The sequence below is a fragment of the Vibrio fluvialis genome, assembly GCF_900460245.1.
GTDB lineage: Bacteria > Pseudomonadota > Gammaproteobacteria > Enterobacterales > Vibrionaceae > Vibrio > Vibrio fluvialis.
Genome location: NZ_UHIP01000002.1, coordinates 786,662 through 811,003, shown reverse-complemented (window position 1 = coordinate 811,003; position 24,342 = coordinate 786,662). Strand labels below are relative to the sequence as shown.

Annotated in this window: 27 protein-coding genes; 13 read left to right on the top strand and 14 right to left on the bottom strand. The window is 48.3% G+C overall.

All coding sequences use genetic code 11. From position 1 onward, the window contains the following. Positions 1-7 precede the first annotated feature (7 nt). The 3 genes from DYA43_RS18740 (at position 8) to DYA43_RS18730 (ending at position 3,454) form a co-directional block, all read left to right on the top strand. Positions 8-1,777: a sodium:solute symporter family protein gene (locus DYA43_RS18740; protein WP_020328916.1), complete on the top strand. Its 1,770-nt coding sequence runs from the start codon at positions 8-10 to the stop codon at positions 1,775-1,777. 61 nt (positions 1,778-1,838) lie between these two features. Beyond that, entirely contained in the window at positions 1,839-3,002 is a 1,164-nt protein-coding gene (locus DYA43_RS18735) for an oligogalacturonate lyase family protein (protein ID WP_044366496.1), read from the top strand. Positions 3,003-3,133: 131 nt separating this feature from the next. Continuing rightward, positions 3,134-3,454, top strand: a complete 321-nt coding sequence (locus DYA43_RS18730; RefSeq protein WP_024375009.1) for a heavy metal-binding domain-containing protein — start codon at positions 3,134-3,136, stop codon at positions 3,452-3,454. A 122-nt stretch (positions 3,455-3,576) separates the two neighbouring features. Here DYA43_RS18730 and DYA43_RS18725 read toward each other — a convergent pair whose 3' ends face one another. Both DYA43_RS18725 and DYA43_RS18720 read right to left on the bottom strand, forming a co-directional pair. Continuing rightward, positions 3,577-4,248, bottom strand: a complete 672-nt coding sequence (locus DYA43_RS18725; protein ID WP_024375010.1) for a LuxR C-terminal-related transcriptional regulator — start codon at positions 4,246-4,248, stop codon at positions 3,577-3,579. Between the two features lie 301 nt (positions 4,249-4,549). After that, positions 4,550-5,002 (bottom strand): Lrp/AsnC family transcriptional regulator, encoded by a 453-nt coding sequence (locus tag DYA43_RS18720; protein WP_020328912.1) that lies wholly within the window; start codon positions 5,000-5,002, stop codon positions 4,550-4,552. A gap of 121 nt (positions 5,003-5,123) precedes the next feature. Here DYA43_RS18720 and rarD point away from each other — a divergent pair, with 121 nt between their 5' ends. Further along, entirely contained in the window at positions 5,124-6,053 is a 930-nt protein-coding gene (gene rarD, locus DYA43_RS18715; protein ID WP_225869394.1) for an EamA family transporter RarD, read from the top strand. On the opposite strand, the gene DYA43_RS18710 is transcribed toward rarD, so the two are convergent. Further along, the gene (locus DYA43_RS18710; protein ID WP_081094684.1) at positions 6,042-6,560 is read right to left on the bottom strand and encodes a TetR/AcrR family transcriptional regulator; all 519 of its coding nucleotides are present in this window, start codon (positions 6,558-6,560) and stop codon (positions 6,042-6,044) included. The genes rarD and DYA43_RS18710 overlap by 12 nt on opposite strands. A gap of 119 nt (positions 6,561-6,679) precedes the next feature. On the opposite strand from DYA43_RS18710, the gene DYA43_RS18705 reads away from it, so the two are divergent. Both DYA43_RS18705 and leuA read left to right on the top strand, forming a co-directional pair. After that, positions 6,680-6,886 carry a hypothetical protein gene (locus DYA43_RS18705; protein WP_032080933.1) on the top strand — a complete coding sequence of 69 codons (207 nt, stop codon included), beginning with the start codon at positions 6,680-6,682 and terminating at the stop codon, positions 6,884-6,886. A 175-nt stretch (positions 6,887-7,061) separates the two neighbouring features. Then, positions 7,062-8,741, top strand: a complete 1,680-nt coding sequence (leuA, locus tag DYA43_RS18700; RefSeq protein WP_061056054.1) for a 2-isopropylmalate synthase — start codon at positions 7,062-7,064, stop codon at positions 8,739-8,741. On the opposite strand, the gene DYA43_RS18695 is transcribed toward leuA, so the two are convergent. From DYA43_RS18695 to DYA43_RS18680, 4 genes are all read right to left on the bottom strand, one after another. Next, complete coding sequence (locus tag DYA43_RS18695) at positions 8,738-9,502, bottom strand: AraC family transcriptional regulator (RefSeq protein WP_061055365.1); 765 nt, start codon at positions 9,500-9,502, stop codon at positions 8,738-8,740. The two genes, leuA and DYA43_RS18695, sit on opposite strands and share 4 nt — an antisense overlap. Before the next feature lie 334 nt (positions 9,503-9,836). Then, a complete protein-coding gene (locus DYA43_RS18690) occupies positions 9,837-10,082 on the bottom strand; it encodes a hypothetical protein (RefSeq protein ID WP_024375015.1) in 246 nt (81 codons plus the stop codon). Between the two features lie 68 nt (positions 10,083-10,150). Then, positions 10,151-10,501, bottom strand: a complete 351-nt coding sequence (locus tag DYA43_RS18685) for a hypothetical protein (RefSeq protein WP_024375016.1) — start codon at positions 10,499-10,501, stop codon at positions 10,151-10,153. Between the two features lie 100 nt (positions 10,502-10,601). Further along, positions 10,602-10,988 carry a tautomerase family protein gene (locus tag DYA43_RS18680; protein ID WP_020328906.1) on the bottom strand — a complete coding sequence of 129 codons (387 nt, stop codon included), beginning with the start codon at positions 10,986-10,988 and terminating at the stop codon, positions 10,602-10,604. A 100-nt stretch (positions 10,989-11,088) separates the two neighbouring features. On the opposite strand from DYA43_RS18680, the gene DYA43_RS18675 reads away from it, so the two are divergent. Continuing rightward, complete coding sequence (locus DYA43_RS18675) at positions 11,089-12,117, top strand: IS110 family RNA-guided transposase (protein ID WP_061055364.1); 1,029 nt, start codon at positions 11,089-11,091, stop codon at positions 12,115-12,117. Between the two features lie 355 nt (positions 12,118-12,472). Here the strand turns inward: DYA43_RS18675 and DYA43_RS18670 are convergent, their stop codons facing one another. Together DYA43_RS18670 and ppiC are read right to left on the bottom strand one after the other, a co-directional pair. Next, positions 12,473-12,736: a hypothetical protein gene (locus DYA43_RS18670; protein ID WP_024375017.1), complete on the bottom strand. Its 264-nt coding sequence runs from the start codon at positions 12,734-12,736 to the stop codon at positions 12,473-12,475. 571 nt (positions 12,737-13,307) lie between these two features. After that, positions 13,308-13,586, bottom strand: a complete 279-nt coding sequence (gene ppiC, locus DYA43_RS18665; RefSeq protein WP_020328905.1) for a peptidylprolyl isomerase PpiC — start codon at positions 13,584-13,586, stop codon at positions 13,308-13,310. 260 nt (positions 13,587-13,846) lie between these two features. On the opposite strand from ppiC, the gene DYA43_RS18660 reads away from it, so the two are divergent. Further along, a complete protein-coding gene (locus DYA43_RS18660; RefSeq protein WP_020328904.1) occupies positions 13,847-14,767 on the top strand; it encodes a chemotaxis protein in 921 nt (306 codons plus the stop codon). A 5-nt stretch (positions 14,768-14,772) separates the two neighbouring features. On the opposite strand, the gene DYA43_RS18655 is transcribed toward DYA43_RS18660, so the two are convergent. Next, positions 14,773-15,144, bottom strand: a complete 372-nt coding sequence (locus DYA43_RS18655; protein ID WP_172465305.1) for an MmcQ/YjbR family DNA-binding protein — start codon at positions 15,142-15,144, stop codon at positions 14,773-14,775. A 15-nt stretch (positions 15,145-15,159) separates the two neighbouring features. Then, on the bottom strand, positions 15,160-15,642 hold the full coding sequence (locus DYA43_RS18650) for a MarR family winged helix-turn-helix transcriptional regulator (RefSeq protein ID WP_020328902.1): 483 nt from the start codon (positions 15,640-15,642) through the stop codon (positions 15,160-15,162). Between the two features lie 117 nt (positions 15,643-15,759). On the opposite strand from DYA43_RS18650, the gene DYA43_RS18645 reads away from it, so the two are divergent. Together DYA43_RS18645 and DYA43_RS18640 are read left to right on the top strand one after the other, a co-directional pair. Beyond that, positions 15,760-16,656, top strand: coding sequence for a DMT family transporter (locus DYA43_RS18645; protein WP_061055363.1), 897 nt, complete (start codon positions 15,760-15,762; stop codon positions 16,654-16,656). Between the two features lie 207 nt (positions 16,657-16,863). Further along, positions 16,864-17,880, top strand: coding sequence for a GGDEF domain-containing protein (locus DYA43_RS18640; RefSeq protein WP_061055362.1), 1,017 nt, complete (start codon positions 16,864-16,866; stop codon positions 17,878-17,880). 92 nt (positions 17,881-17,972) lie between these two features. Here the strand turns inward: DYA43_RS18640 and DYA43_RS18635 are convergent, their stop codons facing one another. Further along, positions 17,973-18,551: an aldolase/citrate lyase/malate synthase family protein gene (locus tag DYA43_RS18635; protein WP_020328898.1), complete on the bottom strand. Its 579-nt coding sequence runs from the start codon at positions 18,549-18,551 to the stop codon at positions 17,973-17,975. Between the two features lie 158 nt (positions 18,552-18,709). Here DYA43_RS18635 and DYA43_RS18630 point away from each other — a divergent pair, with 158 nt between their 5' ends. Beyond that, positions 18,710-20,224: a DUF3612 domain-containing protein gene (locus tag DYA43_RS18630; RefSeq protein WP_075990017.1), complete on the top strand. Its 1,515-nt coding sequence runs from the start codon at positions 18,710-18,712 to the stop codon at positions 20,222-20,224. 272 nt (positions 20,225-20,496) lie between these two features. On the opposite strand, the gene DYA43_RS18625 is transcribed toward DYA43_RS18630, so the two are convergent. Then, positions 20,497-20,931: an Mpo1 family 2-hydroxy fatty acid dioxygenase gene (locus tag DYA43_RS18625; protein WP_061055361.1), complete on the bottom strand. Its 435-nt coding sequence runs from the start codon at positions 20,929-20,931 to the stop codon at positions 20,497-20,499. A gap of 35 nt (positions 20,932-20,966) precedes the next feature. Next, positions 20,967-22,328 carry a diguanylate cyclase gene (locus DYA43_RS18620; RefSeq protein ID WP_020328895.1) on the bottom strand — a complete coding sequence of 454 codons (1,362 nt, stop codon included), beginning with the start codon at positions 22,326-22,328 and terminating at the stop codon, positions 20,967-20,969. Between the two features lie 134 nt (positions 22,329-22,462). Here DYA43_RS18620 and DYA43_RS18615 point away from each other — a divergent pair, with 134 nt between their 5' ends. Together DYA43_RS18615 and DYA43_RS18610 are read left to right on the top strand one after the other, a co-directional pair. Continuing rightward, positions 22,463-23,077 carry an alpha-ketoglutarate-dependent dioxygenase AlkB family protein gene (locus DYA43_RS18615; protein WP_061055360.1) on the top strand — a complete coding sequence of 205 codons (615 nt, stop codon included), beginning with the start codon at positions 22,463-22,465 and terminating at the stop codon, positions 23,075-23,077. 113 nt (positions 23,078-23,190) lie between these two features. After that, entirely contained in the window at positions 23,191-24,300 is a 1,110-nt protein-coding gene (locus tag DYA43_RS18610) for a DUF3541 domain-containing protein (protein WP_061055359.1), read from the top strand. Positions 24,301-24,342 lie beyond the last annotated feature (42 nt).

Below are 24,342 nucleotides of genomic sequence, written 5' to 3'. Positions count from 1 at the left end.
GTTTAACATGCAATACGATTATCTTGTCATTGCAGGCTATTTTGCCCTGATGGTGGCAATCAGCTTGCTGTTCAAAAAGATGGCCAGCAACAGTACCAGTGATTACTTCCGCGGGGGCGGTAAAATGCTCTGGTGGATGGTGGGTGCGACCGCCTTTATGACTCAATTTTCTGCCTGGACATTCACCGGTGCTGCCGGTAAAGCGTTCAGCGATGGTTTCGCCGTCCTCGCCGTCTTTATCGGTAACATGGTGGCGTATGTGTTCGCTTACTTCTACTTTGCTCGCCGCTTCCGTCAGATGCGTGTCGATACCCCAACCGAAGGCGTGAAGCGTCGTTTTGGCGGCGTCAACGAGCAGTTCTTCACTTGGGTGATCATTCCTCTGAGCGTGATCAACGCCGGGGTATGGCTCAACGGCCTGGGTGTGTTTGCCTCTGCGGTATTTGATGCCGACATCGTGACGACCATTTGGGTTACCGGCCTGGCTGTACTGGCAATTTCATTGCTGAGTGGCGCCTGGGGTGTAGTGGCTTCTGACTTTATTCAGACTCTGGTGGTTGCGGTTATCTCTGTCGCGTGTGCACTGGTTGCGCTCTACGTGGTGGGTGGCCCGAGCGAAATCGTCAATAACTTCCCTGGCGGTTTCATCATGGGCCCGGATATGAACTATCCGCTACTGCTGGTGTGTACCTTTATCTTCTTTGTGGTGAAACAGCTGCAAAGTATCAACAACATGCAGGAATCTTACCGCTTCCTGAACGCAAAAGACTCGAAAAACGCCAGCAAAGCTGCCCTGTTAGCGCTGGGTATGATGGTGGTTGGCGCGGTGATTTGGTTCATTCCACCTTGGGCTTCTGCCATCCTTTACCCTGATGCGGCAACTCAGTATTCGCAACTGGGCGCGAAAGCGGGTGATGCGGTTTACCTGGTGTTTGCACGTGAAACCATGCCTCTTGGCACCGTGGGTTTGCTGATGGCCGGTCTGTTCGCCGCCACCATGTCTTCGATGGATTCAGCACTGAACCGCAACTCAGGCATCTTCGTTCGCAGCTTCTACGCACCTATCATGCGTAAAGGTCAGGCAACGGATAAAGAGCAGCTGCGCGCAGGGCAAATCGCGTGTCTGGTGAACGGTCTGCTGGTTATTTTCATGGCACAGTTCTTCAACTCTCTGAAACACCTGAGCCTGTTTGACCTGATGATGCAAGTTGCGACGCTGCTGCAATCTCCGATTCTGGTGCCGCTGTTCCTGGGTATCCTGATTCGCAAAACGCCAAAATGGGCACCATGGGCAACGGTTGTATTCGGTATGCTGGTTTCTTGGTCTGTGGTGGAATTCTTCACCCCGGCAAACGTGGCAAGCTGGTTTGGTATCGATGAACTGACTCGTCGTGAAGCGGGCGAAATGCGCACCATCATCACGATTGCGGCGCACCTGTTCCTGACCGCAGGTTTCTTCTGCCTGACCACACTGTTCTACAAAGAAGAGAACGACTCATACAAAGCGCAAACAGCCGAGTTCTTCAAAGATGTGGACACAGAATGTGTTGCCGAAGAAGGTCAGGACATCGTTGACCGTATGCAGCGCAACAAGCTGGGCAGTTTGGTGATGTACATGGCGGCGGGTCTGTCACTGATGATTCTGATCCCGAACCCAATGTGGGGACGACTACTGTTCCTGGGTTGTGCGGCGGTGATTGCTTTCGTCGGCTACGCTCTCAAACGCAGTGCCGGGCTGGACACCGTAGTAAAAAAAAGTGTGATTTCTTCTAACTGATTCAATTGAACGTTCACTGCCAATCCTCGTCGGTTGGCAGTGCCATTTGCGGAGATTATTTATGGCTAAAGGTGATGTAATTCAGCTGGCATTCGAATCATTCATCGACAGCGACACCCAAGTAAAAGTGACTCGTCTGACTCCAACGGATGTGATTTGTCATCGTAACTACTTCTATCAAAAGTGTTTTACCAAAGACGGCAGCAAACTGCTGTTTGCCGGTGACTTTGATGGAACCCGTAACTACTACCTGGTCGATCTGAACACACAACAGGCCAAGCAGCTTACGGAAGGCAAAGGTGACAATACCTTCGGCGGCTTCATCTCTGACGATGATCGTTCTTTCTTCTACGTCAAAAATGAACTGAACCTGATGAAAGTGGACCTCGAAACACTCGAAGAACAGGTCATTTACACCGTCGATGAAGAGTGGAAAGGTTACGGCACCTGGGTGGCGAACTCCGAATGCACGAAACTGGTCGGTATTGAAATCCTCAAGCGTGACTGGCAGCCACTGACCTCGTGGGAAAAGTTTGCTGAGTTTTACCACACCAAACCCACCTGCCGCCTGATCAAAGTCGATATTCAAACTGGTGAACTGGATGTAGTCCATCAGGACAACGCGTGGCTGGGCCACCCGATTTACCGTCCGTTTGACGATTCCACCATTGGCTTCTGCCATGAAGGTCCGCACGATTTGGTCGACGCGCGCATGTGGCTGGTGAACGAAGACGGCAGCAATGTTCGCAAGATAAAAGAACACGCACCGGGCGAATCGTGCACTCATGAGTTCTGGATTCCGGATGGTAGCGCCATGGCCTATGTTTCTTACTTTAAAGGCATGACCGAGCGCGTGATTTACAAAGCCAACCCGGACACGCTGGAAAACGAAGAAGTGATGGTGATGCCGCCATGTTCACACCTGATGAGTAACTTCGACGGCTCTCTGATGGTGGGTGACGGCTGTGATGCACCGGTGGATGTGGCTGACGCGGAAAGTTACGACATCGAAAATGATCCGTTCCTCTACATCCTCAACACCAAAACCAAGCACTACGCCAAGCTGGCCAAACACAGTACATCGTGGGATGTGCTCGATGGTGACCGTCAAATCACTCACCCTCACCCATCTTTCACACCGGGTGATACGGGCGTGCTGTTTACCAGTGATTTTGAAGGCGTGCCAGCCATTTATATCGCCGACATTCCGGCTGAATTGCGTTAAATCCCCCTATGCTCCGATAAGCCTTCGCTCACTGCGAAGGCTTTTTTTTGTCCGCCCCGATTGCTGCACGGAACTCTCGGCTGGTTTACACTTCTAACTCGCGTAAACCTTAAAACATAACGGAGTCAGGAATGATCGTCACCACCACCCCTCAGGTTGAAGGCAAACGTATCGTGCGCTATTGCGGCGTCATCGCCGGAGAAGCCATTTTAGGCGCCAATATTTTCAAAGATCTGTTTGCTGGCATTCGCGATATCGTGGGTGGCCGTTCAGCAACGTATGAGCATGAATTACAAAAAGCACGCACCATTGCCCTACAAGAGTTGCAAGCGCGCGCCACAGAGCTTGGGGCGAACGCCGTTGTCGGGATTGATCTGGACTACGAGACATTCGGAAAAACCAACGGCATGTTAATGGTGTCCGTCAGTGGTACAGCGGTAATAGTCGAATAAAGTAAAAAGGCAGCCTTAGCTGCCTTTTCTGTAATAAATAAACCTTCGTTGACTCATAAATATAAATCTAAACTTTAGTATGGCATCGGACATTCATATTTATCTAAGATCTGTTTTTATTATTAGCTGACTTCTTCCATGCCAATATTACTCTTCGCCCAGATTAACGCCTGCAGACGATTCTTCGCATTTATTTTCTTAAATACATTGTGCAGGTGAGTCTTCACGGTGTTTTCACTCACGTAAAGTTTATCGGCGATTTCAATATTTGAAGCACCACTGCCAAGCAGTTTAATAATTTGTTGTTCACGGCGAGTCAAACGAGTGTAGACCTGTGACGTCACAGCCGGAGCACCTGCGCGATAGTGCATGATGTACTCCTGAGCCAACTTACGGGTCAGCCACATTTCGTCTTCCAGAATCTTGTTCATGCCTTTGACTAACGCTTCAATATCGTCGTCGGCGAAGAACACACCAGATAGTTTTTGCCATTTAAACAAAGACTTAGATTCAGCCTCAGGCGGGCAATTGATCACCACCTCTTTGGCCTCCGGGCACGTCATCTGTTTAAACGTGTAGTAATCGCCGAGGGTCTCGCTCTCAATGCATGAATAATCGATGATGATAATTTTGACGTCGTGACACGCAGGATCATTCTCGTGCTGCCACACTTCACTAAACGGTGAAACATCAATCCGAACCGGCAATTTGGATTCTAATGCGTCTTTTAATAATCTCGATTGCATGCATACATCGGAAAGTAATCGTACGTTTAGTCTTTTTCCTTCACTCATTACAAATACTCCTAAGCCCTATGACTGACATAAGTAAAAACTAACCCGAAGGAGGGGGAAGTCAATGCACCAAATTCGCGAGGAACTATTTATATACGAATAATGCTTATTTTAGTTGAACTAATTCATCAACTTAATTCATTGTCTTATTTATGAGAAGCATTGATAGATTTAATTATATCCATGTATTAGTGAAGCTTAAATAACGACATGCATCACAATTAAATAGCCAAATATTAATAATTCAGACAATTAATATCCTGTTCGATCCAGCTTCTTTGCCCCAACAACCTAAGGCAAGTTACAGTACATCCAACGTCGCCTTCACTCGCTCCAGCGCCACCATGGTTCTGAACCATTTCACGTTGGGGTTACTGTGAAACAGCTTGTCGCAAATCTCCTGAAAACGTTGCATGTTGGGCACCACCAGCACTAAGACAAAGTCAGCATCGCCGGTGACGTAGTAGCACTGCTGAACTTCTGGGCCGGAGAAACTTTGCTTGAGGACATCCAGATCGAGCGCATACGTTTTCTCTGCCTGTACTTCCACCACAATCGTGATGACCTGATTGAGTTTGTCAGGGTCCAAAACCGCAACATTGGCTTGAATGTAACCATTGTCTTTGAGTTTTTGGATACGCCGCTGCACAGAAGCCGTCGACAAATAAACCGCATCCGCCAACTCGCGCAGCGGGGTTTGGCAGTTACGCTGCAACAATTCCAACAATGCATAATCGTATTTATCTAACGTCATCAGACTCTTCCGGTGAGAAATTTTCTCACTCACGTTATGAATTTCGAGCGCCTTTATCAAGTCTGACGCAATAAAATATCTTCACTTTATTCATAACCCTTTTGTGACCATGCAAAAAACCATGCACACCCCATTAGGCGTCACCCTCAATGTGATTGCCTCTGCCCTCTTTGCGCTGATGTTCGCCTACACCGCTTTATTGCAAGAGCTGAAAGGCGAAGAAATTTATGGCTGGCGAATTCTGCTCACCTTTCCACTGCTCACGCTGTTCATCCTGCTAAGAGGCTATTGGTCTCAGGTCGCCACGTTGTTTCAGCGCCTGCGGACCGAGCGCTTTTTTTGGTTGTCACGCATCGTATCGTCGTTTCTGATTAGCATTCAGTTGTGGCTGTTTATGTGGGCGCCCGTCAATGGTTACGGGCTTTCGGTGTCTCTAGGTTACTTCATTATGCCAATCACCATGGTGGTGGTCGGGCGCTTTGCGTTTAAAGACCGCATGTCGCGCTTTCAGCAGTTAGCTTGTTTGTTTGCATTGGTCGGCGTTATAAACCAACTGGCCATCTCTCAAACATTGTCATGGCCAACGCTCATGGTTTGTTTAGGTTATCCGATCTATTTTTGGCTGCGCTACAAAACCGACACCAACCACATTGGCGGCCTGTGGTTTGACATGATGCTCAGCCTGCCTTTCAGCTTGTACTTCATTTTTCACGGCGGCCATGTGTTGCAAGCATTGAGCGTCAATCTGGATTTGTTGTGGCTTATCTTAGGGTTGGGCGCAATCAGTGCGCTGGCGCTGGCCTTTCAATCGCTGTCGGCACCGCATCTGAATCTAACACTGTTTGGCTTGCTGGTTTATGTCGAACCCGTGTTATTGCTGCTGGTTGCACTGTTGCTCGGCGAAAGCATTTACGCTGGCGAATGGCCAACTTACATCGCCATCTGGCTTGCCGTCGTCGTATTGATGATGGAAGGCGGGCTGAGTCTGCGTAAGTCCAGCAGGGCGGTAAAACGCACACCAAGCGACGAACCCATTCGTTCAACTGAGTAAGCTTTGGTATTTGCTTTCTAATGTTTGAAGCGCGAGTTCAAGATTGGGCTCTGGCTTGCTCAGATGAGTTATCAGAGTCATGAAGTAGCAATCAAGCAACACCGGTATTTTTTCGGCTAACGCCGCCGGAAGATTGGCCGTATCAAAAATCGCCTGATTGAAAGATTGGTAGTAGTCCATGTCCCACAAGACTTCTTTAAGCAGGGCTCGACTCAAATTCACGTTAGAAAAGTAGTAGCCGTAATAGGTGCGAGCAAACTGCATCGCCAGCTCGCACACATCTTGCGAAGGCTGATTGAATCCTTGTTGCGACAACCGCTCCAGTTGATTCATGACGCCTTCGCGCAGTATGGCCAATTTAGTCTCAAAGTGACTGAAAACCGTTCCATCCGCCACGCCAGCCTGACGCGCTATCTGGCGAGTCGAGGTTTCTTGATATCCCTGAGTTTCAAATAGTTGCCACGCAGCTGCCAGTATTCGCTCTCTCGTTTGCTCTCGCTTACCCATAATCCACTCATCATCATTTCATGCCGTTGCATCATACCTTTCCCTACTCACATTGACAAACTGAGCGCGCTCATTTATAAATTGAGCGCGCTCAATAAAACGATGATTTGGAGGAAATAATGATAACGATGCTCAAGACCGTGATGCTAACACTCTGCCAATGGTTTGTATTTTTGCCAGGCTTGTTTTGCTTTTCGTACCTGCTAAGGCCGCTGCTGATTGTGGTGTTGGTGCCGGGTGGCCTGCTGCTTTTGGCCGTGATTGGCGGACAAGAAGTCAGAGCGGAAATGAAACAGATGCTTAAAGGAATGATGACGTCGCTTTGACTCAAGCAAACAGCCAGTTTCAATATCGATTGCGCGTAATGAGAGCCCGACTTAGCTGATTTGAATGTCGCACTTTGTCCAATTCACGACGATGCCTGTCCAGTTCTGCGCAGATATCCTGGCGGCGCTTATTTAGCATGAATGTCCGATTTACTTACCCATGGACAAATTCATCATGTTAGATAACCCTGCAGACAAATACCGACCGGCTGCGATCATTCCGTTTCCGCAGCGAACCTGGCCTTCAAAAGTACTGACGCAGGCACCACGTTGGTGCTCCACGGATCTGCGTGACGGCAATCAGGCTCTCGCCAACCCGATGAATAAAGAGAGAAAACTGAAGTTCTTTCACCACTTGGTTGAATGCGGATTCAAAGAGATCGAAGTCGCTTTCCCTTCTGCATCACAAACCGATTTCGATTTTGTGCGCTGCCTGATTGAAGAGCGCCTGATTCCAGACGACGTCACCATTCAGGTCATCACCCAATCGAGAGCGGATCTGATTGAGCGCACCGTCGCCGCGCTCAACGGAGCGCCAAAAGCCATCATCCATTTATACAATGCCACCGCGCCGCTCTTTCGTGAGCTGGTGTTCGAGCAAGGCAAGCAAGCCACATTGGAACTGGCCGTCAAGGGGGTGAGGCAGATTAAGGCCTTGTGCGACGCACATCCACAAACGCAGTGGACACTGGAATACTCGCCAGAAACATTCAACTTCACCGAGCCAGAATTTGCACTGGAGATTTGCGAAGCCGTTGCCGCTGTCTGGCAGCCAAGCCAACAGCGCCCGCTCATTCTTAACTTGCCCACCACGGTGGAGTGCAACACGCCGAATGTATTCGCCGATCAAATCGAGCACTTCATTCGTACCTTCTCTTGCTTGCAGTTTGTCACCATCAGCGTACATCCGCATAATGACCGCGGCACCGGAGTCGCCAGTGCTGAGCTTGCCATGCTGGCAGGCGCCACTCGTGTTGAAGGCTGCTTGTTCGGCAACGGCGAACGGACCGGCAACGCCGATTTGGTGACAATTGCGCTCAATCTGTACTCACAAGGCATCGATCCGCAACTGCGCTTTTCAGACATTCGACGCACGGTGGAAGTCGTCGAAGAGTGCAATGAGCTGCCCGTTCACCCGCGCCACCCGTATGGCGGGCGACTGGTGTTTACTGCATTCTCCGGCTCGCATCAGGACGCGATCAAAAAAGGCTTTGCCCGCCATCATCAAGCGCCACAACCGGTTTGGTCGATCCCTTATTTACCACTCGACCCCATGGATCTGGGTTGCAACTACGAAGAGGTGATTCGGGTCAACAGCCAGTCGGGGAAAAGCGGCGCAGCGTGGTTGCTGCAAGAGAACCACGGCTTGTCGCTCCCCAAAATGCTGCAAGTGGATTTAAGCCAACGCGTGAAACGCCATACCGACCAAACCGGACGCGAAATCTCGCTTGCCGAATTGTGGCAGCTTTTCAGACAAGCCTATGGATTAACGCCATCGCCAGAGATGTGCCTGATGAGTTATCAGAGCCAACCCACACTGGCGGGCCAGAGTATTGAAAGCCGCCTGCGTTTCAATGAGGAAGAGATATTGTGCTCTGGCGTTGGCAACGGTTTACTCTCAGCCATGTTAAACGCACTCACTAAGCAGTTTGGTGTAGCGAGCAACATCGTCGATTACCACGAACACACGCTCGGCTCGCACACGCAGAGCAAGGCGGTGACCTACGTTCAGCTTCAGTCTCAATCGTCGAATGTGAATCACTTTGGCGTGGCGATTGAAGAGGATGCGACCAAGGCATCGCTGCAAGCCTTGATCAATGCCTACGCCAATCTGCTCAAAACGCAGAATAGTTAGAGCGCCATTGAGGCCGTATATTCGCTCGGAGACAGCCCGATACGGCTTTTAAACATGGCGCTGAACGCACTCGGGCTGTCGTATCCAATGGCCAGCGCGCTGTCGAGCACACTGTGGCCGCTGGCTAACAGTTCGAGAGCGTGAATCAAGCGTTTCTGGCGCAGCCATTCGGTGAACGTGAGCCCCAGCTCTTGTTGAAATTTGCGCGAAACGGTGCGTTCACTTTGGCTCAAATATTTCGCCGCGTCAGACGCGGTCCAAGGGTGAGCAATGCGTTCAGACACGTAATCACACAGCATGATTAACCCATCTGAACTTGGATTTGGCAGATAAAAGTCGACTGGTTTAAGTCGGCGCAACTCATCCAGAATCAGCTCAAAAATGCGCTCTTCCCGCGTTCCGGCAATCCGTTCATCGGGCAGAGACACCGCTTCAACAATCAGATGTTTCAGTAAAGACGGCACTTCCGACAACACGCAAGTGTTAGGCAAATCAGCTCGTGCCATCGAATCGACAAACAGCGTACGCACTTTGACATTACCCGTAATTCTGAGGCTGTGAGAAACGCCAGCCGGAATCCACATGCCTTTATTCGCCGTCACCACCCAAGTTCCGGCGGCCGTATCCACCCGAATCACGCCATTTAACGCGTGCAGAAACTGTGCACACTGATGCTCGTGTGCGGCTTCTGTATCACCATGAGTGTAATCGTGAGCGTAAGCCAGAACAGGCGGCCCCAACATTTCGTCGCAGAATTTCATTGTGTGTTCGCTAAAGCCAGCCTCACTAAACGCGGCGGAGAATCACCAGAAAAATCATACTAGCGGTCACACCGTGAGATGCAACTGTTTGGAACATCTGGCTATTCGGAAAGCAGAGTTTGGTGTTCCACACCCTATCTATCATGGCTAAACAAATCGTCAAACATTAGAAAAGGTAAAAGCGCAACCAAGGGGAAACGCAGTTTAAAGCGCGTAATTAAAATTCGATGAATTAACGCCTCGTTACTGTGAGACAAACGTAAGCCATACTTGAGCGCAGTGAAACTGTCCTGAGGTTGGAGGAGCTCTAAAACAACCTGTTTTCGGCCTGCCCTTATCTCGATATGAATGTATTGAAAATACCGACCAATAGCAGCACACCTATAATAATGGCCAGACCTAGATAGCTTATTTTCATGCGCATTGCGTCGTCGTTTCCAGCCGGAAATTTGCCCAATGTCACCGTTTTTGAAACCGTATATCCAACCGTATAAAAAAAACACCCGACTAATCTAATTTCAAGTAGCAGCATAAACACTCTGCCAAACACTCTGAGCAGCATACTTATAAGATCATCCATTTATTGCTCCATTTTCAATACCAAGCGTAGGGAATAACTATTAACGCCATACTCGTTTATGCTCGTACTCAAAGAAATTGAAGGACTAAACAAGCAATAAACGCTGGTAGACCAGCTATGAAAAAAACTAAGCCAGTCTGGTAGTTCATTCGATAGTGCTCTCGTTCGTCTTTTGCGAAATCATGGCCTTCTACCATTTTGTAGACTTTATCTGTTCTAGGATCATCTAACCGAGTCGTCTTACTATGGATGCCACCTTCCCACATGAGCTTCGCCAAAAACCATATGACGATGACAACAAAGAAAAGAAAGTCGACCAACTGAGTAGTAGCAAAGAATGGAACAAACTGGGCTAGAGCTATAACAACAAGAACCGCTGAGAGGTTAATTAGAACCAATTTTTTGAGCAAATCGAGCAAAATTACCTCCTAGAGCAGAGCACTGAGTTAAGGGGTGACTGCCACAAAACCACCGCAAACTAAAAAGGCCACGCGGCATGAATCTCTCTTGAGCGCCTTGCTATACGTTGACCTTGTAGGTTAAGTCTGACACTTCATCACCTGTGATACCTCTGAAACCCCAACAATGAGCAGGTTGCTCTTTAATTGTAATTTCAACATCAATGGGAGCGATGCCTAAACTCGATTCAATATTATTAAATAGAGCCTTTATTAGAGCCTTCTTGGTTTCGACTTTGCGACCTTCCATCATATTTACTTCTATCACCGTGTAAGCATCAGAACGGCCACTAGGATAGTAGAAATCACTTTTATCGAGAGGGACGAATCTTTGAGCACGCTTATCCTCAGGCAAACCTAAGGCTTGAGTCATCGATTCTTGGATCACATCTGATAAATCAGCTTTTATGGCATTCAAATGCTCTTTAATTCCATATATAACGACCACGATTTCTCCTTAAAACGTATAACGAATGATATGGACTCCCTCTACCTGACACTTCACGTGCCATAGTTACTCATGACACGTTGATAATACGGAGGTGACTATGTCCACCATTCAAACTATTGGCATTGACCTCGCCAAGAATGTCTTCAGTATTCACGGCGTTGATGCATATGGCAAGTGTGTACTACGCAAAACAGTTAAAAGAAACAGACTGTTAGAGGTATTCGCCAACCTACCGCCCTGCTTAGTCGGTATGGAAGCTTGCTCTGGCGCTCATCATTGGGCGAGAGAACTGAGTAAACTTGGACATACACCTCGCATTATGGCTTCGAAGTTTGTTATCCCTTATCGGCAAAATGAAAAGAACGATGCCAATGATGCTGAAGCTATATGTGAAGCCGTCAGCCGTCCCAAGACGCGGTTTGTCGCTATTAAAAGTACAGAGCAACAAGCTGTGCTTACCCTGCATCGCATTCGACATGGTCTGATTAAAAACCGCACCGCCACCATTAATCAGTTACGTGGATTACTTTCTGAATTCGGTATTATTATTCCTCAAGGTCGATACCCACTCCAAAATACCATTTCCAGCATTCTTGAAGATGCTGAAAATGGGCTACCTATGCTGGCTCGCGAACTACTCTATGACTTAGTCAATCGTATCCACGATATCAACATTGAAGTACTGCGATACGACCGCAAAATTTATGCGCTCGTCAGTCAGATGAAAGAGGCTAAAAAGCTCATGACTATTCCTGGCGTGGGAGAACATAGTGCAACAGCCATTGTTGCTACGGTTTCTGATGGAAAACAATTTCGTTCCAGCCGTCAATTTGCTGCATGGGTTGGATTAGTGCCGAGACAATATACCACTGGCGGTCACGTCCAACTTGGGCGCATAAGCAAACGAGGCGACAAACACATCCGTACGTTACTTATTCATGGAGCACGTGCTGTTATAGCAAGATGCAAAGACAAAACGGATAGAAACAGTCTCTGGTTACAACAATTAGTTGAACGTCGCGGTTATAAGCGAGCAACCGTCGCTTTAGCCGCTAAAAACGCCCGAATTATCTGGGCGTTACTGACTTCGGGAAATGAGTATAAAGTTAACTATATCAATGGTTAACCCCACCGAGTCAACACAATTGCAATTGATGGCAATACGGTCAGACCGAGGTATCAAAGCCTGTTTAATTGGGAAGTAGAAAATACTGTCTAACGAATGAGGCTGGTACCAAGCGAATATCATCAAGGTAATGGCAATAAAGCCTGTCAAATACCGAATGTAGAGCTGCTGTCCGATCCACTGTTGTCAAAGAGAGCTATTGTTGACAAAAGAGGGAGTCCATGTAGCCCAATTAAGGGGTGAGCAACGCTACCACCCAAACCTAAAGCATTGTGCCATAAACACTAAACTTGAAGTAGAAGCAAAAATACCAAGCGTTGGGAATCCCTCTTAAATTGTTTGTTATGTGCCGTGGTTAGTGTTTTTCACAATCCTTTTTGTCTTTGAACAGATTAGTTAGTGCCGTTGCTTCTGTTCTTTCTAGGTCTTGATAAGCATCGAAAACGTCACCATTTTTGTACCCAAGAAGGAACAGCCCACCTTGAATAATTAGGGTAAAAAATGACACAACTAGAATCAGAAATGGAATGACACCAAACATATCAAGAGACAGTAAAAGTGAAGACAATGCTATAGCCACCACTGAAATCACCACTTTAACCTTGCTGCTAAAAACCATAACACCCTCTAAAATATGAAATTTTAGCCATTCTATAAGTTAATGGTTGCACATAATGTTTGTCGCTTCACGTGAAAGGCACATAACATTTTATTAGTGCACACGATTACTTACCTCATTAAACCAGTAAAAACGCGCATTGTTAACTGATTGTATTTCAAAGAAGTAATTACCTGTATCTTAAATACACCATTCGGGGAAACGCGCATGCGCGTTATCCAAACCTATTATTTACTGGATGAAACACATAGGTGATTAACTTTAAGGTTATTTGCTACGAGAAAAATGAGAAAACGCGCACGAATACAGGGTAGGAATCACTATAAACCCTTAATTTAAATACAGCTGTATAGTTGTAATCAATCTCTGGAAGCTTTCATCAGACGAGATATATAGATGAGAATTTTTCGGGAGAACATCCGTTTGTTGCTTCGCCGCAGACAACTGACTAATTCTTTGGGGCAGAAATAAGCACATCATGGCAAGCCAGAACGTGCTTACCATGATGTTGAGACAGGGATTTGGATGGGAATATTTAAGCTATACGTCGGCGAGCTTACGCTGCTAACGATTAAGTGCGGTACAGCACTTTAACAACGTGCCAGCCAAATTTAGTTTTCACCAGTTGAGGGGTGAGGATTTCACCTTGGAAACACGCTTTGTCAAACTGTGGCACCATTTGCCCTTGGCGAAACTCACCCAAATCGCCACCTTTTTTGCCCGATGGACACAGTGAATATTTCTTGGCCAGAGTCTGAAACTTTGCACCTTTCTTTAGCTGCTGAATGATGTCATCAGCCTGTTCTTTGTGCTTCACCAGAATATGAAGCGCTGCTGCGGTTCTTGCCATATTTGACCCTCAAACGACTTAGTGCGGTAAAAAAGTGGCTTAGTCTATCGGAACTCCGACCGAGTTGCACCCTGCATTGACGACGACATTCTAGCTACAATTTAATGAATCTTTGTTATCGGTCGCTAAAGGAATTGAAACGAAGTTGTATAACTTATTGAACAACTTCTCACTCAATAGTAAAAAAGCGCCGTTACCGTTGCTGATACGATATTTTCGGTTAGTATAGTTACTCATGCGTTTAGATTAAGAATTTCGTTATGGCTAAAACCATTAGTAAGGCAAATCAGTCACAAGGCATGCTGATGTTCACGCTGAACATGCAAAAGCAGTTGTTTGCGATTGGTACACTCAAAGTACGAGAAATCGTTCCTTACTTGCCGATGACTCAAATCCCCTACTCTCACCACCACGTTGTGGGCACTGTGACTATCCGCAATATGACCGTGCCTGTCATCGACATGGCTGCGGCGATTGGTTTTCGTCCGATTGCTCCTCAAGAGTACAAAAACAGCTATCTGATTGTGACGGACTGTCTGCGTACCGTAGTAGCATTCATGGTGCGTGGAATTGAGAAGATCATCGAGTGTGACTGGCGTTCGATTGAATCAGCGCCGCCAACCGCCGGACGCAATGTGTTCGTCACTGGCATCACCCGTTATCAGGAGCAGATTGTTCAACTGCTGGATGTGGAGCTGCTGCTGTCAAAAATCTATCCGCAGTATGAATCGACTAAAGTGCCGATGCTGACTGACGTTGAACGTGAACGCTTGAAAGCCCTGAACATTCTGTTGGTTGACGACTCATCGATTGCACGCAAACAACTGGCGGATGCACTGGATCGCATTAATATTCCGTATCAGATCTGCAAAAATGGTCTGGAAGCGGCAGATTTAATGAAAAAGCTGGCTGGCGAAAATCAGGCGATTGATATTTTGGTGAGTGATATTGAAATGCCAGGTCTGGATGGTTATGAGCTGGCGTTTGAAGTGCAGAACGATCCAAAACTCAGCCATGCATACTGTATTTTGCACACTTCTTTGTCGAGTGAGATTTGTGTCGACCGCGCTCATCAGGTTGGTGCGCATGAAGCACTGGAAAAATTCAATGCAACCGAGCTAATCGAAGCCATGCTACGTGGCGCGAAGAAGCTTGAAGCTCAGCGCCACTCACACGCGTAATGCATTCAGCCTTGCAAGGTCAGGCTTTGCAAGGCTTCTCTGTCTGATTTCTTCAGTTTGCTGACCACCAGTTGGTAGGAACGCAGACACAAATCTTCAATCATTCCCGTATCAACATCGCCTTCTAAATCGACCGAAATCCAGTGACGCTTGTTCATATGATAGCCCGGACGAATGGATGAAAACTGACTGGTAAGAACTTCGCCGTCCTGCGGAGTGCATTTTAGTGTCACGAAGTACGGCGCGCTCTCCTGAGAGACATAAGCAAACATTTTTCCGCGAATCTTATACACCAGTGGATCAGGGCCAAACGGATAGCACGCTTCCGACTGGAGCAGAGAATCGAGATAGTCGGTCAGTTGTTGCAAAGTCATCATCACGTACTCCTAAGATTATTCGAAGCTAGAGAGCCAAAATTTCAGTAACTGAGTGAGTTGCTGCTGATCGTCACCCGACAATCCTTCCACCAGCTTTTCCTGAATTTTCACATGCTCAATCACCAGCTCATTGACCACGTCTAAACCTTCATCACTGAGCTGAACTTCAATACTGCGACGATCCGCGGTGCTGTGCAAACGGTGAATCAAACCTTTTTGTTCAAGCTTATCAAGGCGATTGGTCATCGCACCGGACGTCAGCATCATCGAAGCAAGCAACTCCGACGGAGTCAGGCGATAAGGTGCCCCCGCTCGCAATAAGGTGGCCAGTACATCGAACTCGCCCATTTTCAAACCGTAGCGCTTATGAACTTCCGCAACGGCAGTTTCCAGGTGTTTGGTCAAACGCATCATGCGTCCCATAATGCTCATCGGTAACGTGTTGAGCTGCGGCCGTTCTTGTTGCCATTGTGACAATACGCGATCAATCGCATCCATCAGTGTGGGTTCTCCGTCTGTGTTTACTGACAAAATACTTTAACATAAAGATACTTTACAAAAAGCATTTCTTACGATAACTTTCTGCTCAGATATCTCAACATAAAGATACTTAACATGAACATTTTAATTGCCATGATACCTGCCTTCTTTTGGGGAACCACCTACGCGGTGACCAAATACACCCTAGCGGACTGGCCTCCGCTACTGCTCGGAGCCATTCGAGCGCTGCCTGCTGGCTTGCTGCTGCTGGCCCTGCGCCCGAGCCTGCCGGAGAAATCCAGTTGGCGTCCACTGCTTACCATTGGCCTGGTCAACATCGCTGCCTTCTTTAGCCTCATTTTCGTGATGGCCCTGACCTTGCCTTCCGCTATTTCAGGTGTGGGCATGGTATCGGTGCCCGTATTCGCGATGTTTTATCACTGGCTGGTCAGTCGTCAGCGTCCATCGTCAATTCAGTTGCTCAGTGGCGCGGCATTGATTGCTTTGGCTTGGTTCTTGTTCGACCCGAAATCGCTCAGCCTCAATCCATTGGGTTTGATGGCGATGCTGGCCGCCATTCTGTGTATTATCTTCGGCTCAACTCTGACCAAGTCGCTCGGCGGCAAAATCCACTGGTGGACAGTGCTCAGCTGGCAGCTGATCATCGGCGGTGTGGCACTTGGTCTGGCGGCTCTCGTGCATGCCTTTTTCTCGCCTCAGGTCTACATGGAGACCCTGACGCACATCAGTACACGTAACATCCTGGGTTTATTGTGGATTGTGCTGCTCAACACAGCGCTCGGCTACGGATTGTACGTGTGGCTCTTGCAAAGAATGTCGGTGGTGGATTTCACGTTTGGTGGCATTGCCAACCCGGTCGCCGGGATCGTGTGTGGCGGTTTATTGCTGAATGAGATTTATCGTCCGGATCAATACGCATTGATGGGAGGCATGATTGTGATGTCTTTACTGCCACAAGTGGTTGCTCTGATCCGTCAGCGCCATACTATGCGCGTGGTTTCTGAGCAGTAGTCGTTTTCGACCGGTGTGACGTCACACCGGTCAAGCTTTGATTTAGTGTAACTGCATCGCAATGCGTGCGTTTTATCACAGAGAGCGACGATAGTGAGAAAAACGTTCAGATAAACCACAATTTCAGTCTGTTTTTTGCGGCGCGAAGCCTCGAGATCCGCTAATCTTAGCGCATAGAGTTTAGGTGCCTTTTAGCTTATCCCAAGAATGACTGACGACGACTTTAAAAAATCCACTTCTAACTTAAAGAAGGCCGTTCCGCTGATGATGAAACATCACGTTGCGGCTACTCCTGCGAATTACGCCCTTTGGTACACCTACGTTGACAACACCATTCCTCAGCTCAATCAGGAAATGGATGTTGTGCTGGATAACTTCGGGCTGTGCCCGCCTGCATCCGGCGAATACATGTACAAGCAATACATCGCGACCAAAGCCGAAACCAGTATCGGTGAACTGCGCGCCAACATTGAGCTGCTGGTTAACGAAGTGGCAAGTTCGATGTCGGACACCATGACCGATACCACCGCTTTTGAAACGATTATCGACAGAAGCTTTAATGATCTGGAACGTGTCGAAAAAGAAAATCTGTCGATTGAAGAAGTGATGTCGCTCATCCGTCAGTTGGTCAGTGAATCTCGCGATATTCGCCACTCGACCCGCTTTCTTAACAGCCAGCTGAAAACCGCGAGCCAGGAAATCACGCGCCTCAAGACTCAGCTCGCGGAAGTGCAAAAAGACGCTCTGTTTGACACTTTATCAGGGCTATACAATCGACGTGCGTTTGACGATGACATCAGCGCTTTGCTGCACGCACAGCAACCGATGAGCATTGTGCTGCTCGATATTGACCATTTCAAAACGTATAACGACGATTTCGGTCATCTGTTTGGTGATGCAGTGATCCGTGCAATTGGCAAGCGCCTCCATTCCAGTTGCCGCGAAGGCATTACCGCCTATCGCTTTGGCGGTGAAGAGTTTGCATTGATTGTGCCCAACAAGTCGCTGCGCAGTGCTCGCCAGTTCTCTGATGCGCTGCGCCGTACGATTGAAAAACTGAGCGTGCGCGATCGCCGCACCAGTATGCAGGTTGGCAACATTACGGCGTCATTTGGTGTCGCAGAGCGCGACCCTACCGATACCGTTGAAACGCTGATCGATCGCGCCGACAAGATGCTCTATGAAGCGAAAAATCTTGGCCGAAACCGCGTGATGCCTATTTAAGTTCAAGGCAAGTACAACATTTTCGGCGTGCAAAATGGAAAATCCTCCCAATGGGAGGATTTTTTTATGGAGAGCGTTTCATCAGGATGGCATTACAAATTAAAGCAGTAGTTCAGGTAGTAATCTTCGCCGCTTTTTGCGGTGTATTCTTTGTCTTCACTGCATGCCTGAGGTTTACCACGTTCATCACCTTTCACCAGACTAATCCAGTGACGCATCGCTGCGGTTGGCGTGGTGTTGTCGCCCATCTGTGTGAAAGTGGTACAGGTTTCTAACTGAATATCGTCAATCTCTACCAACTCCACACAGCCCGTGCCTTTCTGGCAACCCAACATCACATCCACATGGCAGCCGTTACCGTCACGGAACAGAATCGAACACGGATTATCTTTACCACCTGTAAATGCCACAAAGTGCTTAGGATGTTTCAGACCGCTGTGACGTCCATCTTTGAAGTAAGCGAGAACGTGGTGGTAATCAATCACGTAACTGGTCACTTCCTGATGAGACCCTGTTTCCAGCGGGAACAAACGGTCGAGCAGTTGTTTCGCTTTCAGCTGTTTTTCACGTTGCTGGTTTGCGCTGATTGTCTCGACGGCGAAGACTGCTTCAGCGATAAAGGGTTTCTGTTGTTTTTGGATTTCTGTTTTATCGAATGTCAGCATATTCATCGTCTTTCCCTCATGGATAACATTAAATTTCGTCCTAGAGCAAATAATCCAAACTTGCGTTTAATTTTCGTTCAAGTTTGTGACTTGCTTAATTTGTAGACTAGCGGATTTTTAACTACAATTTCACAACAAAAATTTTACAATGTGAATTTTACAAAATGGCCGTGTCAAAAAGCTTAGTCAGACAGTCTCATTTTCTGGGAACGAAAGTGAGAAACCTTAGGAAACGCAACCACTTAACGATGGAAGATCTGTCGGCGCGTTGCATTCGCATTAATCCGGAGTACGCCCCCTCGGTTTCTTACTTGTCGATGATCGAACGGGGAAAACGGGTTCCGAGCGTCGAAATGTTGGAAGTGATCGCCGAAGTGTTCCAAAAGGACCCAACATGGTTTCTTGACGACGAGCCGGAGCAAGCCGACATCACGCCAGACAAAGGCAACCGCGGCGGTATCAGCGGCATGGCGCTGGAGCCGAGCTTTCTGTTTTCCAATGACATCCTGCAAATTGCGATTCCTGAAATGCTGTCACAAACCGGCATCACGGGTCGCCAGTTCGCCCACCTCCTCATTCGCGCGCATCAGGAAAGCCTGCAAAACCACTTTCCAGATCTGGAACGAGCCGCGGAAGATGTCGGCCTGAAGCGCCTGAATCTGGCTGTCGAAGATCTGTTTGATATCGCCAAAAGCCTTGGCCTCAACATTCGTTGGGTACAAAGAACGCCACACGATGTGGTCGACGAACTGGGCGTCAGCGCCAAACAGCTCGTAACCTCGTTCTTTGAGCCGCCAGGCACCATTTATCTCAATGAAATTCTGCGCAACTACCCGACGCGGCTTAAATACGATTTGGCGGTGTACATCGGTCACAACGTGCTGCACAGCAAAGACGGTCTCAAGAGTGTACTGTCGGTCGGTCACACTCAGGGTTGGGAAGAGCAGGACACACAACCGACTTCGGAGCTCAACTCTCAGGACATTTTGCAGGCGTGGCGCGACTTCGAATCGAGTTTCTTTGCCGGTGCTTTGCTGTGTCCGAAAGTGCCGTTTCGTCAGTTGCTTGATCGCAACGGCTATGAAATCGATGTGCACAAGAAAGCTGGCGTCTCTCCTTCAGTTGCGATGCGTCGCATGACGGTGGTTTCGCCTTATCCGCACTGGCACTACTTCGACGCATATGGCGAAGGCAAACTAAAAGCTGTCTATCGTGGCAACGGCATCCCGCTACCGTGGGGTAACATGCGCAAAGTGAACGACCCTTGTCAGCACTGGGCGGTATTTCGTCGATTATCTGAACCGCAGGATGGCAGCTCAGCTCAGATTTCGATTCTCAACGTGGGAGATGAACCCAGGATCTATTGCTGTGAATCGGTGAACATGATTGATCCTGCGGGCAACAACCGAGTGTTGTGTGCCGGGATCGACCTCAACCCGGCGATTGCGGCGCAAGGTGGCGATGCACGCTCGATTGCAGAAGAACTGAAAGCCTCTTGCGTCAGCCAAGGCGGCAGTACCGTGATCCCTCGTCACATCAAAAAAGATCTGCTGACCATTGCCAAGATCCTGAACATCAACTGGATTGAGCGTGGCATTGAAAATGATGCGAGGCTGATTTGTTCACGCGGAGCTGTGTGTCCACGAAAACCGAGTTGTTATGAGAAATGTGGTGGATAGCAGGCAGAAAAAAAGCCAATCGCAATACTCGCGATTGGCTGATATAGATGTGAACAAGAAGGTTCACTAACAACGTCAGTTGGCTAGGTGACCCTCGGCTTAAAAGGGTCGAACTATATAATGCAGATAGCGTGCCAACTTTTATTTTTACTGAAACACACGCTTTCTGGACAAATGTTCATCAGTTTCATTACAACAGATATCATAATTGAATTGCAATTTGCGAATATATGCAGATTGCAAATGTTATATGGAATTAATTGGCCAGCATGTTAATGCTTATAGAACACCCAGATTGGCCCAATTAATAAGAATTGCAGATCACTCAAAAAGGAAGGTTTCTTGCCTTCAATTTTATGGCCAACAAACTGCGCTATCCACAGCAGTACGAACAGAGCCAGTGACAGCGGCAGTAAAGGCAATGCCATCAGTTCTACACTCCAGGCCAACCCGATACAGGCCAGCGTAAAGCCGAGCATCATCAGAAAAACAGTCATGGATAAGCGGTAGTAGAAACCAAGAACCGGCATCGCAACCAGCCAGATCCAGTCAACGCGCCATTCCATTAACGGTACCGCAGGCAGCGACCAGATAAGGCCAACGATAGAGAGGTAAATCCCGGGCACGGCCACACGGTGAATTCTTTTGTTGATCGGGTTTTGATGGCTGACAGCATACGCATCCAGCCATTGATTTAGCGTTCGCATTATTCATCCTTGAACAACGGTAGAGGAAGGCTCAGTCAGCGATGTGTCTGACGCCGTTTTACGGCGTACATGCGTTCGTCAGCCAGTTTGAGCATGGCATCGATATTTTCGATGTCCGCGCTATAGATAGCGTGGCCAATACTGATATGTAAATCAATCAGATGGCCTTCGTAAATCACCGGAGTGTGACAAAGTGCGGTTTCTATCGCGCTGACAACGGTTTTAATGTCCTCTTCCACAATCCGCGGCAGCAGCACCAGAAATTCATCGCCGCCGATACGCGCGATCACATCTGAACCACGCAGCACAGATTTCAACCGTTCAGCACACGCGATCAGAACCTTATCACCAGCCGCATGACCATAGGTATCGTTGATGAGTTTGAATTTGTCCAAATCAATATTGAGCAGAGCAAAGCTGTCGTGATTGCCAGATTTCTTGGCGTGGTCAAAGAAACTCTGCATGGTGAACATGAAGTAGCGCCGGTTAGGCAGGTGCGTCAGTGTGTCATGCATTGCGCGGTTGTGTGCCGTGCGATAAAGGCGATAAATCACCACAAACGCAATCGCGAGTAGCGCCATCACCGGATAGCCGACCAAACGCACCAGATTGACTTGATACCAGGGCACATTGCCCAGCATTTCGTGCTTCTCAGCGGCGGCAATCGCCCAGCTACCATAAGGGAAATGCACGGTCTCTACCGCAAACGCATTATCAAATGTACTCTGCTTACCGTAGAACAGGTCGCCATTCATGCCGGTGCTGTCGATACCACGAATCGCAAAATCGTAGGTATACACAAACGACTCGATACCCGATGCCAAAAACAGTGATTCCCAGTCCAGTACAATGCTGCACACACCCCAATATTCCTGATTCATCGGCGGGTCAGTAAAAATTGGAATACGCACGATCAACGCCCGCCCGCCCTGTACCAGATTGACTGGGCCAGCAATGAAAATTTGCTTGGCAGTCCGTGCTTTCACGATGGATGCCCATTGGCTGGGTACTGTTCGATAGTCCAGCCCCATGGCGGCTTTGTTCTCGTCGTAGGGGAAGATGTAACTGATGACATCATTCGGTGCGAGACCAATCACTTTGAGGTGTTTACCTTCACGCAGGATGTGGTTGGCTAATTTGTTCCAGTCCCGCACTTTAGAATCAGGGCGCAGAGTGACAAGAGTAGACAGGCTATTCGCCACATAAATATCAGAAAGGATAGAGGCTTCCAGTCGAAAACGGATTAAAGAAAGCTCTTCACGTGCATGAGACTGAAGTCCGTCCCGAATGTACGCTATTTGATGATTGTTGAGCGCTTCTATCAATCCAATGCTGGAAAGAATAAACACGAAAAAAAGCACACGAATAGACTTTCTCTTGCCTGAGGTTTGACTCATGCAACCCCTCTCTTTGCCTGTCGTCTTTTGCGCCAGGTTCTGGTATTTAGTGTATGGCTTGCCGCTATTTACTTAGCATAACCAAAGTAAGCAACAAATCTATAATTAAATAACAACATTATTGATATAAGTTTATGGAATCTGAAAACTTCAGTCTGTTCGCCTATGAACCACAATGGCTCCCCATCACAGATGGTAAATTGCTGTGGGTCGAACACTTTCTGACTCCGACTCAAGCCGATCATGCATTTTCCGTTCTCACTCAAGAGCTGGATTGGCAACAGGAAGCGATCACGCTGTTTGGCAAGTCGGTATTGCAACCCAGATTGCAAGCCTGGTATGGCGATAAAGCCTATACCTACTCGGGCCTCACCATGCCGCCCAAAGCCTGGACACCCATGCTTGCCGACCTGAAGCAGCGCTGTGAATTGCTGGCTGGTCAGGCGTTCAACTCGGTACTGGCTAACTTATATCGTGACGGCCAAGATTCGATGGGCTGGCATCAGGATAACGAACCCGAACTCGGCCAACAGCCCGTGATCGCTTCACTTTCTCTGGGCGAAACCCGACGTTTTGTTTTACGCCACCTGCACAGCAAAGAGAAATTTGAGCTGCCACTCAGCCACGGCTCTCTGCTGATTATGGCAGGTAATACTCAGCATTTCTGGCAGCACTGCGTGCCCAAAACCGTGCGTACGCTGGAACCGCGCATTAATCTGACCTTTCGCCTAGTACACGGTGACGGATGATGGGCAGAGTCCCATTCCGCCGATTTTTCACACAACACTGACCCATTGCTCACACGAATACCGCCACCTTGGCCTAATGTGTTACGTTATCTTTGGTTAACTCTCGGTTCACTATGTCGTTACGTAAAACCAGTCTGGCGCTCCTGATAAGCAGCGCTCTAATCCTGCCGTTTTCTGGCTTGCAGGCGCAGCCGGAACCCGTTACGGCATCAAACAGTTACACCTATACCGCCGACGTCATTCGCCATACTTACGAAAGCCAGCTGTATACCCTACCCGCATTTAAAGAAGGTCATTACGGCTTACGCATGTACCGACAAACGCTGGATAAGAAATATGCCGCCGCAATCTGGAGTGACATGGCCCGCGTCGCAAGTCGGCTCAACTACTTCGCCGCGGAAGTGAACACGCCAGAGCAGATTTATCTCTATTCTCAGCAAGAGCTGGCAGACTATGCGGACGAAACTGACGAGCGCTCTAAACTGCGATACACCGTGACCAAACATATGCCTGAATATCTTTATCTCGGCATCGATCTGCTCGGTTCGATGGCGCGGGCGAACGAATATGGTCTCAAACACATTGACGATCAGAAGCTGCGCGACGTCATTCGCCGCTATGATTTTCGCAAGTACGCAACTGACAAACCGATGATTGAAGCTTGGGCAGCGCAGCTGGCGAATCAGGTTTATTGGCTGCGTCAGTTGGGAGAGCAGGATGTGGTCAATGATTTCATTCAGGCATTTCGCGATACCTACCCGGATAACAAAGATGCGGGTTTATCGAATCAGCAGTACGGCAACAAACTTTATGGAATGACACACATCATTTTCGCCGATTCGGAATACTATCAACACGCCGTCAGCGAAAAACAGTATCAGTGGATATATGACTACTACCGCGCCAATATCGACACCATTTTGCAGCGCGCGAAAGAAGACATCATTGCCGAAGTCGGTATTTCGTTCCTGCTCGCAGGGCTGGTGGACGATCCGGTGGTTGAGAAGACCCGTCAGGCAATTCAGAATGCAGTCAACAAAGACGCAGGCATGGTTCCATCCACTACGGGCAGCACCGATGTATCGGAAGGTGAGCACCGCAACGTGCTGGCAATTATGCTGCTGGACTGGAAGGGCGTGAACGAAGCGCCGACCATTCAACACCAACCTAAAGTATTTAGCAGCCTGCCCTACGGTTTGGTTGCCAACACCCCATCAGAATAAAAAGGGGCGAAAGCCCCCTTTTTTACTACCATGACACCGCTA